Source organism: Mesorhizobium sp. M0802, from assembly GCF_040320115.1.
Taxonomy (GTDB): Bacteria; Pseudomonadota; Alphaproteobacteria; order Rhizobiales; family Rhizobiaceae; genus Mesorhizobium.
Genome location: NZ_JAMYOY010000025.1, coordinates 39657 through 57100 on the forward strand (window position 1 = coordinate 39657; position 17444 = coordinate 57100).

Genomic DNA, 17444 nt, shown 5'->3' on the forward strand with positions numbered 1-17444 from the left:
CCACGCTGGCATGCCTTCGATCCAGCCATCCATAGGGCCGCGGATCGAAAGTTCCGCTATATCAGCAACCCGAGGGGACTCGGCTCACTTATCGGCGCAGGAGTTCAGTATCGGCGTCATCGCCTTCACATGTTCGTCCATCCGCTCGAGCACTTTCGCTGCGACAACGTCGCGCTCAGGGAGATGCCACCAGTACTCGTTGACGAGTTTGACCGTCTCGACCACTGCCTTTAGGACTGCCGGCTCCGGAAGCCTTGCGCGGTTCGCAAATGCTTTCCATCGCGGTGCTGCTAGCGCCTTGAACGAGCGCTCTCCTCCAAGCGACAGCGCCATGGCGTCGGCGGGAATATATGGCACAGTGGACAGGACGTCGTAGATTGGTGCAAGCGCCGGCTTGTCGCCGTTTCCGGGATACATCAAAGACCAATTCTTCAGGTGCATGTCGCCTTTGCCGGTGATGACGCTCAGTGCCAGGCGGCGGACGAAATCGAGAGCCGCCGTAGGCGAGACGGCCACGCCAAGAGCCAAGGCTATGTCGTGATAAGCGGCCCCCTCATATTTGCGCGAGGGGTAGACACCGAAGACCTGAGCGAAATCCTCGATGTGTATCCTCTCGCCACCGGCGCCGCGATCGAAGCGTTTGACGAGAAGGACCTTGCCCTCCGACAGCGTATTGAATTCTTCGGGAACGCCCTCAAAATCGGACTTCTCGACCAGTTCGCATTCAGGAACCTCCATGCCGATTGCTGCTGCCAGCGCCAGGTTGGCGAATTCGTTCTCGGAAACGCCCGGAAACGCCGTCGAAGGGAACTTGGCAATGTACCGGCCCTGCTCGTCGTCCATCGGCAAGGTAAGGCCGCCGCCTTTTCCAATGTTCTTCATGACCGAAAGCTTCATCTGCACGCCGGCAAGCGAGAACCGTGCCTTGGGGTGATCCTTTGAGCCATCCTTCGAAACCGTTATCGCGCCGTCACTGGGCAACGCCCGTACGGCTCCCGGCAGATCGGCGCCCAGTGCCGCTAAAAGATCGAAATCATTGCCTGGCCGCACATTGCCTTCGTGATGCCTTTCCATCGCCTCCCGCAATTTCTCCTCCGGCAGGAGGTTCGCGAAGAAAGCGGGCAAGGCGCTTGCCAGAGGCTTTGGATCTTTCCGCAATCCTCCCGTCGCTGCCCGGAACGACAGGCTGAGAACCGGAAAGCCGCCCGTCGCGCGGTAGGCGTCATCGAAGTTGAACGCATTGAAATCGCCCGGCGTCCTGACGATTGTGCCGATCTTCACTGCATTCAAGAGCACGTCCAGTGACGGGATCGTCTTAGGTGCGCGAAAGACTGGAGCCATGATCGTCATCGTCAGGTTGAGAAACAAAGGCGGGTCGATCGTCATCATCATGCGGACGCAATAGAGCCTGGACAGCCGGCACCATGGCTTGCGGAACCAGCATCATTTCCAGACCGAGCGCACGAGCGATATTCATGAGCGTCGTCGCACGCGCGGCTGCGGCTCCCTTTTCGATGTCGCGATATCGGGGACGGGATATACCCGCCAAATCGGCGACCTGCTCCTGCGTCATCGCAGCGGCCAACCTCGCCTGCCTGAAAAACCCACCGATTTCCCGTAGAATTTCCGATTGAGAGTCCATAACGCAACCTATGCGATCTATTCCAATGCGCGATGGTACGCAAAAGTATCTCATCCAGCGAGTAGTTTCATATGCTTTGATGATCTCTTTATGTATCATATGTGAAGAAAATGATATGGAAAGAGATCAATCTTCCTCTCTCTTTAGCGCCGCGCGGCAACGTCGTTCCTCCGAGAACTGAACCGCACCGGGTTTTCCGGAGGCCGTTTCGTTGAGTCACGCGGCCATGGCTGGGTCATACAGAATGGCGTAGTAGCGTTCCTCGGCTTCGGCCGGCGGAATGTTGCCGATGGCCTCCAGCAGCCGGCGATTGTTGAACCAATCGACCCAATCGAGCTACCGAACTCGACGGCTTCGAAGTTGCGCCATGGTCCGCGTCCATGGATCACCTCGGCCTTGTAAAGGCCGTTTCGGCGAGAGCATTGTCGTAGCTGTCGCCGACGCTGCCTACCGAAGGCTCAACGCCGGCCTCCGCCAGGCGCTCGGTGTATCTGATAGAGTCGTATTGGGCGGCCTCTATCGCTGTGATGGATCAGCCTGCCCCCTGCACGGGCCGCCGATCATGGAGAGCCTGTTTCAGAGCGTCCAGAACGAAGCTGGCATGCGCCGTCCGGCTCACCCGCCAGCCGACGATCCTTCGCGCATAGGTGTCGATGACAAAGGCGACATAGACGGAGCCCGTCCAGGTCGCGACGCAGGTCAAGTCGGAGACCCACAGCATGTTCGGCGCCGGGGCATGGAACTGGCGATTAACGTGATCGAGAGGGCAAGGTGCGGCCTTGTCGCTCACCGTGGTGCGGATCGGCTTGCCGCGGATGATGCCCTCAAGACCCATGGCCCTCATCAGTGGGGCAACCGTGCAGCGGGCGACGTCGAGCCCTCACGCTGTAACTCCCGCCAGACCTTGCGAACGCCGTAGACGCGGAAGTTGGCCTCGAACACGCGTCGGACCTCATCCTTCAAGGCCATGGCCTCATCCCGCTTCGCCCGAGCCGACAGCCGGGGAGGATCGATGCGCTTGGCGACATGGTCGTGGTAGCTCGACGGGGCGATCGGCAGCACCTTCCAGATCGGCTCGACCCGATGCGGTTGCCACGTCCGAAGGCACGCCGGCGAGCACGGTTCATACAGCTGCTGTGGCCACCGTCCACCGGCTTTTCTTCGTAATAGGCCTAGTGCATGCGTCGCTGCAGACGGCCAACTGAAAGAACATTCAGCCAACGGCTATTTGACCTCGGCGCCGATGCGCTCGACGGTGGTCCTATGAAAGAGACGGGCTGCTTCAGATGCCGGACAGCCTTCATTTAGCTGAGTCGAGTGATTTCGGAGCGCTGATTGGGTTTGTTTCGGACGGCGTCCACCCTTTCGCCCGCGTTCGCGGGCTGCCTGTAACCGGGGCACTGTGGGCATTTTTAGAATAATACCCGCTAAGGTAATTCGAAGTTGTTTGGATTGACCGGTTAGCTCGGATCGGCCTGGAGCGTTCCCGGGTCGGTCAATCTCGTTCCAGAGATAGTCTTTGGTGAATGCGATATGAGCCAGGGAGCGGTGCGACCTGGGAGAGCAATTCGACGGAATATCGATGCCCTGGCCGCGGACATAACCGACAGGGGCTGAGATGACGGTAAGCGCGTAGGCTAGGCCCCGTGTCAGCATCACCAAAGCTGACAACCCTTGGACGGCTCGCAGCGTCGGGGACGACTATGGGGTGGCGACAAGGCGCAGCTTGAGGTGCCCAGACCGGCGCTGGAGAAGGCTCTAACTCAGGCTGGCTAGACCTCCGACCCGACAAGCTAACACAAAGACGCAACGCACCGTTCGAGTTTATTGCTGGCAACAAGCCGGCTCCCCAATTAGAGGATTTCCCGGCTTAATTTCCAGCGTCGACTTGACTGCAAAAGACTTTCGCTGGAACTGTCGACCTAGATTCGGGGGCTCCATAAAATGGCAAGCAAGGCAAAATCGCGGAAGCGCGTTGGAACTCTAGAAGACCGGTTTATGGACGCCGTTAGAGAATTGTCGGGTGGCGGAAAAGTGAGCGTTAAGAACGCAGCCCTTTTCAATAAACTGGGTTGGATAGAAGAACGTTACACGACAACTAAGGACCGCCTGAGGAAGAATGGACTGATAAGAGGAGGTCCCGGTGGGACTATGTCCCTCCCCCAAAATGCGGCTAGCCCCAGTCCCAAGCCTCTCAAGGCGTTTATCTCCTACTCGCATGCAGATGCGGCTATCAAGGTTGACCTTCTAAAGCACCTTACGCCGCTGAGCCGACTTGGTCTTGTCGAGGCTTGGCACGATGGCGAAATCGAGACTGGCGACAAATGGGCGGACGCCATCAAGGGCAATCTAGAGAGCGCCGACATTATCATCCTCCTGATAAGCGTTGACTTTATCAACTCGCGTTATTGCAACCAGATTGAGCTAACCCACGCGATGGAGAGAGAGGCCAACAACACGACGGTTGTTATTCCAGTGATCGCGAGAAATTGCCTGTGGCAGGAAGAGGTCTTCGGGTCTTTTCAGGCGACCCTCAAGGGAACATCGATCGCAAGTTTCAAGGATCGCGACGAAGCTCTGACTTTGGTCGCGGCAGATATCAAGGAAAAAGCTCTTTCCATGCTTGCCAAAAAGAACGGGGTTGCTCCTTCCTAGATGTGCAATCTGTACAACATCACCACGTCGCAAGAAGCCATACGCCAGTGCACCAGGGCTCTGCGCGACCATCTCAGGCAACCTGAACCGTCCATCGACATCTACCCCAACCAGCCCCCAACCATCCCGGTCCGGTGGTCCGCAATGCGGCAGACGGGCAACGTGAAGTCGCCAACCTGCTTTGGGGAATGCCGACACCGCTCGAACGGGTCAAGGGCAGGGCCGACTACGGCACGACCAATATCCGCAACCCACAATACGGCCATTGGCAGCAGTATGTTGGGGTTGAGCATCGCTGTGTGGTGCCTGTGACGAGTTTCTCGGAGCCCAGCCCAACACCCGGCGATAAGGACCCTGAGACAGGTATTCAGCGGATTTGGTTCGCGCTCAATGAGGACCGGCCGCTTTTCTTCTTCGCTGGCCTCTGAACGCCATGGCATGGGGAGCGCAAGGTCAAGGACGGCGCCGGCGATTTCGAGCTTAACGGCTTCATGACGACCGCGCCCAACGCCCTGATCAAGCCGATCCATGCCCTCTAATGGGCGTTGGGCACCTTGCCGGGAAGTGCTGTGGATAGCCGGAGGCACCTCACGACCGACCGCGCATGACTCGGGGGCAATGTGGATCGGTGCCTAATTTGGATAACACCAAGCAAACACAAGGGATTGAGGCTGGCTTACCTTCTCCGTTGCTTGCAGGAATACTCCTTCATTGCTATGGATTTGCACCATCTGCTCCTACCGGTCTTTCGCCGCACCTGGTGTTCCGGCCCTTTCAGGGGCTCGGCTCGATCGGCGTGACCGCTCACCCTGATCAAGCATCGACATAGCCGTCGAATACCGCTTTACTCTCGGCTGTCCGTTCGGGGCATGGCGGGGTGCCTCCCCGATCACGAAGCAGCACCCGAACAAGCCCGTGACCAGCGCGTCCCCGCTTCCGAGACTTTCTCACTCAGTAAGGCTATGCGCCCGCCGCCACCTGCGGGCTACGTCGGCATCAACCGGCGGGCAGATGCGCCGAGGGCAATAAGCGGGCCTGGCGCAACGCCGCCAGATCAGCCGAGCCGGTGCAGAAGCAGGCGACGGCCAACTGGCGGATGACGATCTCGAAATGCGCGACAACCGCCTCGGTGGATACCGTAGCCGCGCGCAGCACGCCGGCTGCCTGCCCCGCGATGTCCGCGCCCAGGCGGATAGCCTTCGCCATGTCGACGCCGTCGCTGATCCCGCCCGACGCGATCAGCTTCACCGCTGGCAGCGCCCGACGGACCGCCTGCACGCTGGCCGGAGTCGGAATCCCCCAATCGGCGAACGCCATCGCCACTGCGCGGTCGGCGGCATCGCGGGCGCGCTCGCCCTCCACCGCGGCCCAGTTGGTGCCGCCCGCGCCGGCGACATCGATCACCGCCACGCCCGTCTCGACGAGTGCACAGGCCACCGAGGCGGACAGGCCCGACCCCACTTCCTTGGCCACGATCGGCACGCCCACGCTGCGTGCGGCGCGAGCGATCTGCGCCAGGACGCCGCGCCAGTCACGGTCGCCCTCCGGCTGTACCGCTTCCTGCAGCGGATTGAGATGGACGATGAGTCCATCGGCCTCCAGTGCATCCACCGCCCGGCGCGCGAGGTCCAGGCCGTCGGCCTCACGCAGTTGCGCGGCGCCGATATTGGCCAGCAAGGGAACGTCTGGGGCGAGGCGGCGCAGCGCGCGCGTCAGCCCCTGGGAGTTGCGGGATTGCAGGCTCACGCGCTGCGAACCGACGCACATGGCGATCCCCAAGGCTTGCGCTGCCTCGCTCAGATGCCGGTTAATGGCCTCGGCGCGTGGCATGCCGCCGGTCATGGAGCTGATCAGCAGAGGCGCGCGCATGGTCTTGCCCAGCAGCGAGGCGCTGAGATCGATCTGCGTCAGGTCCAACTCGGGCAATGCGCAGTGTTCGAAGCGAATGTACTCCCAGCCGGCGGCGTTGGCCCGTGCCGTTCGACTATCCAGCACGATGTCCAGGTGGTCGTCCTTGCGCCGGCTCAGGTTGGTGTCGCTGATGCTCGCTCCATCCGCCCCATCGGGCGACGGCGTTGCGTCGGATCGAACCGACGGGAGCGCGCGCACGCCGGCGCTTCCCGCGCGTTCAGGCCGGCGCACGCTGGCCTCCCTCCGCAGCGTCGCTGCGGTAGCGGCTGGTTGAGGTCTCGTAGTACTGCGCGCGGATGGCCGCCATGGCGTCGATCAACGGTCCCCACGGCGCGGGAAAGCGTTCTTGCGCCATCACCCGGTGCAGCATGCGTGTGTGGCCGGCCAGCTCGTCCTTGAGGAACTCCACCACAGGCATAGCCGGATAGCGCTGCAGCAGCAGGATCGCCGCGTTGTCGGCCTCGCCGGCCGACCTATCCTTTTCGCGTCCATGCAGATCGTTCTGCAAGCGCCCTATCGCGGAGATGAGCCGCAGGACCTGGCGAAACGCCGGATGCGCGCGCAAGGTCGCCATGTCCAGCCCCCACAGCAACGACAGGCAACAGAACACGTTCGTGTAGGCGATCGCGTCCACGCCGTTCTGCAAGTACTCGGCGTAGGACCATCGCTCCGCCCCTGCCGCCTGCGCGTGTCCGGCGCGCAGCGCCGCGCAGTAGCACCGGGTATCCTCGAGAAGCTGGGCATAGTCGCGACGATCGTAGGCGAGCGCGGCGAGCGAAGCGCGCAGCACAGCACAGCCCTCGAATCCTGGTAGCGCGCACGGCACGCCCTGCCCCAGCGCCTGCTCCACCGCGGCGAGCTGCTCCGGCGCGATCAGGTCAAGGTCGTTGCAATCGTCCAGCCAGAACAGCAGCGCCAGTTCGCGATAGAACGCCACGATCAGCGTTTCGTCCAGCGGATCGCGGCCGGTGCGGGCGCTGGTGTCGCGCAGGCTCGGCTGGATGCGCTGCAGGATGTACTGGCCGCCCCGGACTGCTTCCACGGAATGCTCGTCGGCGAACCCGGTCAGGGAACGCCCCCACTCTAGCACCTGCTGCAGCGCGCGATCGGTCGGGATCATGGCCCAGCTCCTGCTCCCTCGGCCGAGACGCGCCGCCCCCAACGAAGCGCCAGCCACAACCCGGCGAGTTCGGCCACGCGCACCACCCGGGTGGGGCAATACAGTTCCTTGCCGATCCACAGCGGCGTCTGGGGCAGTGCGTGCGCTGCGTGGCGGCCGAGCATCCACTTCAGCGCGCGCGCCACCGCCTGCGCGATGCGCCGTCGCCCTGCCGGCTCTTCGGTCCCGTCCATCACGTGCAACGCGAACAGCGCATAGGCGGTTTCCTCGAATGTGGACGCGCGACAGGCGCCCCAGCCGCCGTCGTCGCGCTGCGTCTGCAGCAGCGCTGCCAGCGCGCGCTCGTCGCGCCACTGGGGCTTGCCTTGCGCCAACGCAGCGACCGCATGCGCGGTGGGATACAGCCACGAAACGTGCCATTTTTCGTTGTCCCATAGACCGTGCGGGTTGCGATTGGCCTCGACGTAGGCGCTGGTGCCGGCGGCGGGTTTTCCCAACATTCGCAACGCATGCAGGGCATGGATGTTGGTCGACACCGAGGCATTGCGCTCGCCGGGGAAGGTGACGAACAGCTCGCCGGTTTCGAAATGGCGCAATGCATCGACCGCCGGGTCGCGGCCTGCAAGGCGAAGGACGCACAACGCAACGGCGGTGTCGTCCGCATCGGCCGCGAAGTGCAAGGCCGGGCCCAGACCGCGCACGCCGAGGCGGGCGTCGAGCTGCGCGATGATCACTTGCACCGCCTCGGCGAGCGCGGGATGCGCGAACAGACCGGCCAGATGCAGGGTGTACAGCGACCAGCATGGCTCGAACACATTGATCGGCCAGACGTTGGGAACGACACCTTCGATGCCGGTGCGCGTTGCCCGCGATGCCGCCTGCAGATACCCGTCGGTGCGCCCGACCTGCGGCGTTCTTCCCTGTGTCACGGCGTGCGCACGCCACGCGGCGGTGGCCGCCGGACTGATGCCGATGCTGCCGTCGTCGTCCGGGCATGCGGTGGCCGGCGACGCGCCCCAGGCTTCCCAGGAGTGCAGCAACGGATGGCCGCTCGGCAAGGTCGCCACAGCCCCCAGCTTGACCAGGCGTGCTTGCCGCAACGGCAACAGCGCCGGGTGGCGCGGAAACGCCAAGGCGCCCAGCAAGGATGCGGCCTCGTCGCACAACTGCGGCAGGATCAGCTCCGCGCCGATGGGCGCGTCTTCCGGCACCGCATGCGCGTAGGGATCGGGCTGGCGCTCGAGGAACCGGATTGCAGCCTGGACTGCGTCGGCGGCGCCGGGAAGAGGATCGGCACGCTGCAATGCCAGCAGCGCCGCCCAGGTGGGCGCATGGCGAAACAGCGGGAAGTCCGCACCTCCCCATCCGCCATCGGCCTGTTGCTGCGCGAAGAGCCACGCGTATGCGTCGTGCCGACCGGTGACGTTGCCGTCGAACTGCAGAGCTCGCGCCGTGTCGTATACGGACGGACCGACGCTGCCGCCGTCGCTCATCTCGCTCAGCAGGTGACGCAATTCGGAAAGGATCTGTTCGGACAGCGCGTTCACGCGGGATGTTCCTTCTGCAGAGGGCTAACGAGAACAGAAACGGGCAGACGTCGCGCACGCCGCCGCCGACGCGGGCACAGTGCAGCATGCAGCGCCCGCCGGCCGATCGCACCAGCACAGGGGCGAGTCCTTACGGATGGGCGCGCTCATGCGTATGGCGCGGACAGATAGACGTTGGCCCGCTGCAGCATCTGCGCCAACCCTTCCGCACGCGGCCCCAGAGGGGCGATGGCCTCCCCGGCGTCGTGCAACAAGTACAGGGCGAACTGGCGCGCAGCCTGCAGCCCCATGATCGACGCGCAGGTCGGCTTCTGCGCCGCCGCGTCCTTGCCGGGGGTCTTGCCAAGAGTCGCGGTATCCGCCGTCGCGTCGAGAATGTCGTCGGCCACCTGCAACGCCAAGCCATAACATGCGGTGTAGCGATCGAGCGCACTGTACAGCGCAGAGTGCGCGGCATCCTCCGCGATGGAGTATAGCGCGCCCATGCGAACCGACGCGCGCACTAGCGCTCCGGTTTTCATCCGGTGCATCCCCAGGACCCTGTCCAGCCCGGCGTGCTTTCCGACCAGCGACAGATCCATGGCCTGCCCGCCTGCGGCACCCTCGGCGGACACCGCATGCGCCAGTTCGCGCACGAGCGCTATACGATTGTCGCCCGGCGCATCCAGGCTCGCCAGCGTCAGGAAGGCGTGGGCCTGCAGCGCATCGCCGACCAGGATCGCAGTGGCTTCGCCGAACTTTACGTGCACGGTCGGAAGGCCGCGGCGAAGCACGTCGTCGTCCATCGCGGGCAGGTCGTCGTGGACCAGGGTACAGGCGTGCATCATCTCGATGGCGGCGCCGACGTCGTCGAGCATGTGCGCCGGCGTGCCCGCCAGTGCGCCGGCAGCCAGACAGAGCAAGGCTCTGGTGCGCTTCCCGCCATGCAAGGTGGCGTAGCGCATGGCTGCCATCAGCTCTGTCTTACCGTCGTCTTCGGCGCAGAGCAGACGCGCCAGCGCCTGTTCGACCCGCTTTGCGCCGTCCTGCATCCAGATCTCCGGGAGCAGCCCGCCGGATGCGCCACGCGCCTGCGCGCCCAACCCGCCGAATGCGGAAACGCCAGTTCGGTCGTCGTGTATTGTGGAACCGGTTTGCATGTTGTTCATGTCCTTGTAGCTGAGACGGCCACGGCGAGCGCAAGTCGTCACACGAGTGCGTGCGCCGAGTGCAGCAATGCCGCGCCCCGCCAGCGCCGCTGCCTTGCCACACAGGGCGTGCGACGCCAGCTCATGAGAAGCCTATGCGGATTGCCATGGACGGATGTGCGGTCGGGTAATAGCGCCGGCCTTTTTCGACGTCGCTCAGCAACTGCGGCCGCACCCCGGCCTTGTGCATGGTCAGCGCCAAGGCGATGCAGAACTGCACCATTTCCAGCCATACCAGGTGGTAGCCGATGCAGACGTGTGGGCCGGTACCGAACTGCAGCATGTCCACGGGCCGGATCGGTTCTGTGCGTAGCAGCCACCGCGCCAGGCGGAACTGATCAGGCGCCTCGTGTAGCAGCGCCGAGGTCGAGAAATGCAGCAGCGGGATGCATAGGTGGGTGCCCGCGGGAATACGCCGTTGGCCGAGTTGCAATTCCTGAAGCGCGCGACGCGGCAGGAGCGTGGTCGCCGGATGCAGGCGCAGTGTCTCGCGGAACAGCGCCTCGGCGACCGGACACTGCGCCAGGTCCGCGTGCCGGGTCGGCACCGCGCCCACGCGTTGCGCCTCCTCGACCAGGGCGTCCCACAGCACAGGCTGCCGCGCCAGCTCGATCACGATCCAGGCCATCGTCGAGGCAGTGGTGTCGTGACCGGCAAGCAGCAGCAAGCGAATATTCGCGACCAGGACGTCATCGGAGAGCGGACCGTCGCTGCTGTCAAAAGCGCTCACCATGTCGTTGATGAACCCGGTGCGCGCGGCATGCGCGCGCGCATCGCGGACGAACCGGCGCAACTGCGCGTCGATCCAGTCGCGGGCGGAGCGGCCGCGCCGCAAAGGCAATCCGGGCAGGTCGACCGGTGGCGCGATGATCAACTGCAGCAATTGCCGGTACTTGCGATGCCATCCCGGCAGGTCCTGCGCGGGGATTCCCATGAGGCTGAAGATGAGCTTCAGCATCAGGTCGCCGGTCTCGCGCAGGATAGTTACCTCGCCGCAGGCGCGCCACGCCTGCACCCGCGCCTGGATGACCGGCGCGAACAGGTCGCCGATCCCGGCCTGGGTCAGCCCCTTGGGCAAGAACGCTGTCTTGATGGCATCGCGAGCCTGCCGGTGAGCGCCGCCGTCCAGGGCAACCAACGTTCCGCCAAGCAATTCGGGCGCGATCTCTTCGATCAGCGCCGAGGACACGTCCTTGTGCTTGAGCAGAGAGAATGCGTCCGGATCCACACAGGTCATCAGATGTCCGGCAGGGCCGAAATCCAGCCAGAAGTGGCTGCCCAGCGTCCGTTCTGCGCGTTGCAGCAGGCGCGGCAGGTCGCAGACAATGGCGGGAAGATGCCCGACCAGGGGGAAAGCGCCGGGCATGACCGGGATGTCGGATCGCAGCCGGTGCCGACGGTTGAGTGGGTTGAGCAGTATGTCCATCAGCAGCGCGCCGCCGTCGCCGATTCGGTATCGCCGGCAGGGCGCGCGGCGCAGCTGTTGCCACCGTCCGCGTATGTCGGCACATGCGCCAGCATGCCGCCATCGATGCACACGACCTGGCCGGTGATGAACGCAGCATCGGCGGAGAGCAGGAACGCCACGAGCGCGGCCACGTCCTCGGGGCGGCCGACGCGCTGCAGGAGCTGGTGCCGGCGCAGATGCCGTTGCATGCACTCGTCCAGCTTGGCGAGGAGACGCTCGGTCATGATAAGACCCGGCGCAACCGCGTTGCAGCGAATCTGCGCATGACCGTACTGGGTGGCGAGCGAAGCCGAGAGCATGTTCATCGCCGCCTTCGACGCGCCATAGGACGTCTGCGCCGTGTCACCGCTGAGCCCTTGGCACGACGACATGTTGACGATCGCGCCACCGCCGCGGGCGATCATCCGTGGGATGGCCTGCCGGCAGCAGAGCAGCGTGCCGCGCAGATTGGTCGCCATGGTCTGGTCCCAGACTGCCAGGTCCAGGTCGAGGATCGCGCAGTCGCGCGGGGTCAGATGCATGGCGCTCGCATTGTTAACCAGCAGGTCGACCCCCCCGAAGTGCCGCTCCGCCGTCTCGAACAGTGCTGCCACCGCCTGATCATCGGCAATATCCATGGCTATGGGCAGCGCGTGGCCTGCATCGGCCGCGATCTGCGCGGTGCAGGCGATGGCCGCCGAGCCATCAATGTCGGCCACCACCACTCTGCCGCCCCCGCGCGCGATGGCGAGAGCGCATGCCTTGCCGATGCCGGCGCCGGCGCCGGTCACCACGGCCACCTTGCCTTCAAACCGTCCCATCGTGCCTCCTGAATTGCATTGTTCTTCGGGGGCATGCCGCTCGGCCTGCGCCGGAGAAGGCGCAGGGTCGGCGCTGGCGCGCTCGTCATGGCCGGCGTCGCTTTCGATCACCCGAATGGCGGCGACCGGGCACTGGTTGGCCGCAAGCCGCACGGCGTCATGCAGCGCCTGCGGGACCGTCGCCACGCACACTTCGGCCACGCCGTCCGGTTCGCGCTGGCGAAAGGTGCCCGGCAGCGTCAGCACGCACTGTCCGGTAGTTCCGCACAGATCCTGATCGACCACGACGCGCATCTCAGCCCTCCTGCCCATGCAGCCGCACCGGCAGCGCGCGGAACGTCCTAAGGAACGCGGAGGGCTCCCGGGTCGGCTGCTCGGCCAATGCCAGCGTGGGGAAGCGCGCCTGGATCTGCGGCAGGCTTTCGGCCAACTGCACCCGGGCCAGCTGCGCACCAAGGCAGAAGTGGATGCCGTGGCCGAAGGTCAGCATGATCTTCCCGTCGATCGACATGCCAGGACTGGTGCCGCAGAACCGCACGGGATCGAAGCGATCGGGATCTGCGAAGGCGTCCGGGTCGCGATTGCCGGCCGCGATCAGCACGCGCACGTCCGCGTTCTTCGGGATCACGACGCCGCCCATTTCGATGTCGCGCTGGGCGATACGCGGAATGGAGCTGAACATGGCGGGCGCGTCGTAGCGCAGGGCTTCTTCGACGAATGCCTTCACCCCCACGGCATCTCCCTTCAGCCAGTGCCGCTGTTCGGGATACGCCAGCATCGCCAGGACAGCATGGCCGATGGCCGCAGCAGTGGTGGCGAAGCCGCCCAGCAGCATGCCCCAGAGCATGCTGATCAATTCCGCATCCGACAGCGTCTCGGCATCGTCGTCGTGTGCGCCGACCAGCATTGACACGATGTCGTGGCGGGAATCGGTGCGCTTGCGCTGTATGAGGTCGCCGAAGTAGGCCTGCACCCTGGCGCTGGCCTGGTCCCCCGCGGCGAGCTGCGGATCGCTGGCGTGCGGGCTCAGGCCTTCCAGAATGGCGCTGATGCCGGTGACGAGCGCGAGAATGTCGTCCGGGGGCATGCCGAACAGTTCACCGAAAACCAGCATGGGCAAGGCCAGCGCGAATTCCTGATGCAGGTCCACTGCCTCCCCGCGCTCCAGCGCGGGCGCCATGCCGTCCAGGCGCGCCGCGACAATGCGAGCCATGGTCGGCCTCAGCTTGTCAATCTGGCCGATGGTGAAATCGCGCGAGATCAGCCGGCGCAGACGCGTATGCGTTGGAGGTTCCTTCATCGCTAAAGTAGACGCCAACAAACTTAGCGACAGGCTGGTCGCCGCACGCGGGAAATAGCGCGCCAGTTCGCCTGGTGCCGGCCCCCGAAAAGCATCGCCAGTGGCTTTAAGCGCCCAGCAGATGTCGGCGTGGCGGCTCAACAGAAAGAGGCCCGACGCCGCGCGATGTACCGGATCGTGCTCGCGCAACCACCGCATGAATGGGTACGGGTCCTGGATGCACGCTGGCGACGTGAGTTCGGCGAAGGCGTCCCGGCATGCTGCCGTGGTTTCTTGCACGTCCATCTTGGTCACCTGTTGGTTGGCTGATCTGATCGGCGCGCGGCAGTCGCGCGGGCAATTCGAGGACATCGCGATTCCTCGTGGCGTCCGCGCATCACCAGAGCACCGGGAACTCCTCGAACCCGCCAGTGATGATCTCCTTGCGCAACTCCAGTTCTTCGGGCGCCACCGCCAGGCGCAGCGCGGGAAAGCGCTGGAAGATCGAACCGAACACCGCTTTGAGTTCCAGCCTGGCTAGCGCCAAGCCGATGCAGCTGTGCGGCCCGTAGGAGAACGCCAGGTGCGGGTTTTCGTCACGTCCGATGTCGAAGATTTCCGGATCGTCGAAATGGCGCGCATCAAACGACGTCGCCGGCAGGCCGACCAGCACCTTGCTCTCTGCGGGAACATGCACGCCCGCGATGGTCACGTCGGTCCTCGGATAGCGCATGATGCCGTCCCAGCCGGCGCCCGGCGGGTACATGCGCAGGATTTCCTCCACGGCGTTGTCCACCAGGGATGGATCGCCCACCAGGCGTTCGCGCTGTTGCGGATGGCGGAACATGGCCAGCAGGCCAAATTCGATCTGTGCCACGGTGCTCTCGTGCCCCGCCACCAGCATGCCTGCCGCCAGGCCGATCGCCTCTTCCTCGGTCGCCTTGCCCTGGTCGACCGCCGCGAGCAGATCCGTCAGCACGTTGTCGCCCGGATCCTGGCGCTTGTCCCGCATCTTGCCGCGAATGTAGGCGCGGAGTTCTTCCCAGGCCAACCGCGACGCGCTTCGCGGGCCGCTTTCATGCTGGTGCGTCATCACCTCGTCGGACAGCCCTGCAAAAAAGGCGTGATCCTCGTAGTGCACGCCCATCAGCGCGCCAATGACCATCGCAGGAAGCGGAAAGGAGAGGTGGCGCCGCAGATCGGCGGGCTGGGGCTGGGCCGCCAGCGTCTCGAACAACTGCGCGGCGATCGCCTCCACCTGCTGCGCGAGCTGCTTCACCCTGCCGTTGCTGAAGGCCGGCGCCACGATCGTGCGTAGCCGCGTATGCTCGCCCCCCTCGTGCGAGACCAGCCATCCTGGCGAACCGAGAATCACCGAATCCGGGGTGAATGCCGCCGGCGGCATTCCCGCGGGCCGGAACGCCGCGTCGGTCAACACCGCCTTGGCCTCGTCATAGCCTGTGACCCACCAGCCTTCGTGCCCGGACGGGAAGCGCACGTGGTGGATCGGACCATTGGTGCGTAGCGCCAACATCTCGGGCGATGGCTCAATGTGATCGAGACGCCACATCGGCAGCGTCGGCAAGGGTTGTTCTGACATGGTGGCACTTCACTCAATAGCGAGGGCGGAAGGTGACCGGCGGGCGCTGCGGCAGCGAAGACCTAAGACGGCATATAGATGACGTCCTCCGAAGGAAGACCGATTATCAAGAACGGCTAACGCGTAACTGTCTAGGCACATCGCGCGGCGAGATGCGGAACGTTATCTTGCACCTTCGAGGTCAGGACAAAGTCGGCGCGGTGAGCGTTTGAGCCGCCGCCGGCCAAGCTTTCCTGCGCAAGGGTCGACAAGGGCGGCGAGCTGTTGGGTAAGGGCGGTTTCGCCGAGCACACCATGCCCATAGACGCTATCCGACGCGGATTTGACATTTTGCTTTTCTTTCTTCGTTCCATTCGTGCCATCCACGAAATGAAAGTCGGTCGGCGGCTCCCGGCCCGCAACGAAGAGGCTTCAAAACTCGTGCCAATTTGGCCGACCTAAGAAAAAAATCTGTGATGCTTTTACGGGCTTAGCCTGAGGCCAGAGAAGAGCTAGGCGAAATAGGCCGGTGTCGCGGGCCAACAAAGGCGACGGAACAGTGTCGGACAGAACGCCTTGGCGACCTTTAGGTCATGCTAGCGACATTCTGGTCCAGTTTCGGACATAAGAGGGCGGCAAACAGACACGATTGGGGAATTCGATCCTCACGGGGCCAAAGCGCTTGCCCAAGAGCGCGCGCTCATGTTGCCGCGACAGGCGCGTGTTCGCGATAGCCGTGCCTGCGCTTGAATGCTAGCGGCACACGCTACGCAATGACTGGAGTGCCCGCCAGCCTCAGGTAGTGCATCGGCTCGGCTTCCGGTCTTCTTTGCCCAGCCGGGGCCGAAGCGCCGAATATCCGCACCATACAGCATCGTTGTTGCCTGTGTGACGAGGCGGTTATAGCGCGCGCCCGATCTTCCAAGACACGGCCTCCGAGAAGAAAGGGGGCGGTCCAACGGCACCTCTATTCCAAATGGCACGCCGCTTGCTGCTCCTGGTTAGAGCACCATCAAATCACGATGAAAGCGACTTGTGCCATGCCCGATACGCGAAGCTCCAGACCGTGGCCTGAGGAGACGGTGCCCCTTCCAGCTGAACATCGGGGCATCGTCTCCTCCGGAAGTCCGTTCTGGGTGGCCGCTTTGCGCATGGCTGGTCCGATGCCGGCGCGCCAACACGGGCCGCGCGCGCAAATGCGGTTTGCCGGTTCTGTTCAGCATGTGAGTGCCGAAAAGCCTTGTCAAAGGGTCGTCACCCAAGCCAAGGCCGGCGGGTCACTGTCACATATCGACAACATGCTGAACCAGTCCAGTGACGCGGAGTCCAGTGACGCGGGTCTGTTGCGTGAAGTGACATTTCAGGCCCCCACATGCTTTGCGATATTGGCTCCTTCCGGCCGCTATCCTTTTTCCAAACGCACTATCGCTAGTGACCGATCCCGCTTCCGGCGCCATAGCCGTGGAAAGCAAGCGGCTCGACGGTGTCCAGCTCGCTCAGATCGATTGCGTTCGGATGGCAAAGGCCAGCAGCCAGGACGTTCCCGTACGTCGGGAGGAAAAAAAGGAGGTTGCGAGCCGCGAGGCCCTCATTCCGTGCCGGGGATACGAGCCTTTGCCCGGTATTGCGCCAGCCTCTGCCAGAATTCAGCGCAGTCTTCTTCAGGAGCAACTTGATGACAGTTCGAAAGAAAGTTCCCTTCGTCACCTTTCTCACGCGTGTTCACGATAAGTCAGTCCAGGGGCCAAATCCATATCGCTGGCAAGAAAAAACATCTGACGACTACTTTGCCGGCAAGCGGGTCATCCTGTTCTCGCTGCCTGGCGCCTTCACCCCGACCTGCTCGACCTACCAATTGCCCAAGTTCGAAGAGCTCTATGATGAGTTTGCGAAGCAGGGAATTGACGCGATTTACTGCCTCTCAGTCAACGATGCCTTCGTCATGAATGCGTGGGGGAAGTCCTTGGGCCTGAAGCAGGTCCAGCTCATCCCCGATGGCTCAGGCGAGTTCACACGCAAGATGGGCATGCTGGTTGCCAAGGACAATCTCGGATTCGGGATGCGCTCATGGCGCTACGCCGCCCTGATCAACAATGGCGTGGTGGAGCACTGGTTCGAGGAGGAAGGTTTCTCGGACAACTGCGAGGCCGACCCGTATGGCGTCTCATCCCCGCAAAACGTTCTCGAAACGCTGAAAGCCGCCGCATGACCTAGAAAACGTCTCACTGGCGCCATTGCAGGCCCCAAGAGGCTCCT

13 protein-coding genes and 2 pseudogenes are annotated in these 17444 nt (G+C 63.7%); 3 read left to right on the forward strand and 12 right to left on the reverse strand.

The genetic code is table 11. The features are described 5' to 3' along the window. Window positions 1-84 precede the first annotated feature (84 nt). The 3 genes and pseudogenes from NKI10_RS27170 to NKI10_RS27180 form a co-directional block, all read right to left on the reverse strand. On the reverse strand, window positions 85-1341 hold the full coding sequence (locus NKI10_RS27170) for a type II toxin-antitoxin system HipA family toxin (RefSeq protein ID WP_352862357.1): 1257 nt from the start codon (window positions 1339-1341) through the stop codon (window positions 85-87). Next, window positions 1316-1642: a helix-turn-helix domain-containing protein gene (locus NKI10_RS27175; protein ID WP_023690557.1), complete on the reverse strand. Its 327-nt coding sequence runs from the start codon at window positions 1640-1642 to the stop codon at window positions 1316-1318. The genes NKI10_RS27170 and NKI10_RS27175 overlap by 26 nt, the downstream gene beginning before the upstream one ends. Before the next feature lie 216 nt (window positions 1643-1858). Further along, window positions 1859-2722: pseudogene (locus NKI10_RS27180) on the reverse strand (IS3 family transposase); the annotation flags it as partial. Between the two features lie 864 nt (window positions 2723-3586). Between NKI10_RS27180 and NKI10_RS27185 the strand changes: the two are divergent. After that, the gene (locus NKI10_RS27185) at window positions 3587-4297 is read left to right on the forward strand and encodes a toll/interleukin-1 receptor domain-containing protein (RefSeq protein ID WP_023816852.1); all 711 of its coding nucleotides are present in this window, start codon (window positions 3587-3589) and stop codon (window positions 4295-4297) included. Between the two features lie 134 nt (window positions 4298-4431). Continuing rightward, entirely contained in the window at window positions 4432-4725 is a 294-nt protein-coding gene (locus NKI10_RS27190) for an SOS response-associated peptidase family protein (RefSeq protein WP_352862344.1), read from the forward strand. 568 nt (window positions 4726-5293) lie between these two features. Here the strand turns inward: NKI10_RS27190 and fni are convergent. From fni to NKI10_RS27235, 9 genes and pseudogenes are all read right to left on the reverse strand, one after another. Next, entirely contained in the window at window positions 5294-6340 is a 1047-nt protein-coding gene (fni, locus tag NKI10_RS27195) for a type 2 isopentenyl-diphosphate Delta-isomerase (RefSeq protein ID WP_352862358.1), read from the reverse strand. An 85-nt stretch (window positions 6341-6425) separates the two neighbouring features. Next, complete coding sequence (locus NKI10_RS27200; protein ID WP_352862345.1) at window positions 6426-7328, reverse strand: terpene synthase family protein; 903 nt, start codon at window positions 7326-7328, stop codon at window positions 6426-6428. Beyond that, the gene (locus NKI10_RS27205; protein WP_352862346.1) at window positions 7325-8875 is read right to left on the reverse strand and encodes a hypothetical protein; all 1551 of its coding nucleotides are present in this window, start codon (window positions 8873-8875) and stop codon (window positions 7325-7327) included. The genes NKI10_RS27200 and NKI10_RS27205 overlap by 4 nt, the downstream gene beginning before the upstream one ends. Before the next feature lie 146 nt (window positions 8876-9021). Next, window positions 9022-10014 (reverse strand): polyprenyl synthetase family protein, encoded by a 993-nt coding sequence (locus NKI10_RS27210; protein ID WP_352862347.1) that lies wholly within the window; start codon window positions 10012-10014, stop codon window positions 9022-9024. 130 nt (window positions 10015-10144) lie between these two features. After that, window positions 10145-11488 (reverse strand): cytochrome P450, encoded by a 1344-nt coding sequence (locus NKI10_RS27215; protein ID WP_023684984.1) that lies wholly within the window; start codon window positions 11486-11488, stop codon window positions 10145-10147. Next, complete coding sequence (locus NKI10_RS27220) at window positions 11488-12330, reverse strand: glucose 1-dehydrogenase (RefSeq protein WP_031204274.1); 843 nt, start codon at window positions 12328-12330, stop codon at window positions 11488-11490. Before NKI10_RS27220 ends, NKI10_RS27215 begins: the two co-directional genes overlap by 1 nt. Window positions 12331-12498: 168 nt before the next feature. Next, window positions 12499-12642 (reverse strand): annotated as a pseudogene (locus NKI10_RS30945) (ferredoxin); the annotation flags it as partial. Beyond that, window positions 12626-13915, reverse strand: a complete 1290-nt coding sequence (locus NKI10_RS27230; RefSeq protein WP_352862348.1) for a cytochrome P450 — start codon at window positions 13913-13915, stop codon at window positions 12626-12628. The gene NKI10_RS27230 and the pseudogene NKI10_RS30945, both read right to left, overlap by 17 nt. A 91-nt stretch (window positions 13916-14006) precedes the next feature. After that, window positions 14007-15209 carry a cytochrome P450 gene (locus NKI10_RS27235; RefSeq protein ID WP_352562698.1) on the reverse strand — a complete coding sequence of 401 codons (1203 nt, stop codon included), beginning with the start codon at window positions 15207-15209 and terminating at the stop codon, window positions 14007-14009. 1654 nt (window positions 15210-16863) lie between these two features. Between NKI10_RS27235 and NKI10_RS27240 the strand changes: the two genes are divergently transcribed. Next, a complete protein-coding gene (locus NKI10_RS27240; RefSeq protein WP_352662714.1) occupies window positions 16864-17397 on the forward strand; it encodes a peroxiredoxin in 534 nt (177 codons plus the stop codon). The last annotated feature ends 47 nt before the right edge of the window (window positions 17398-17444 follow it).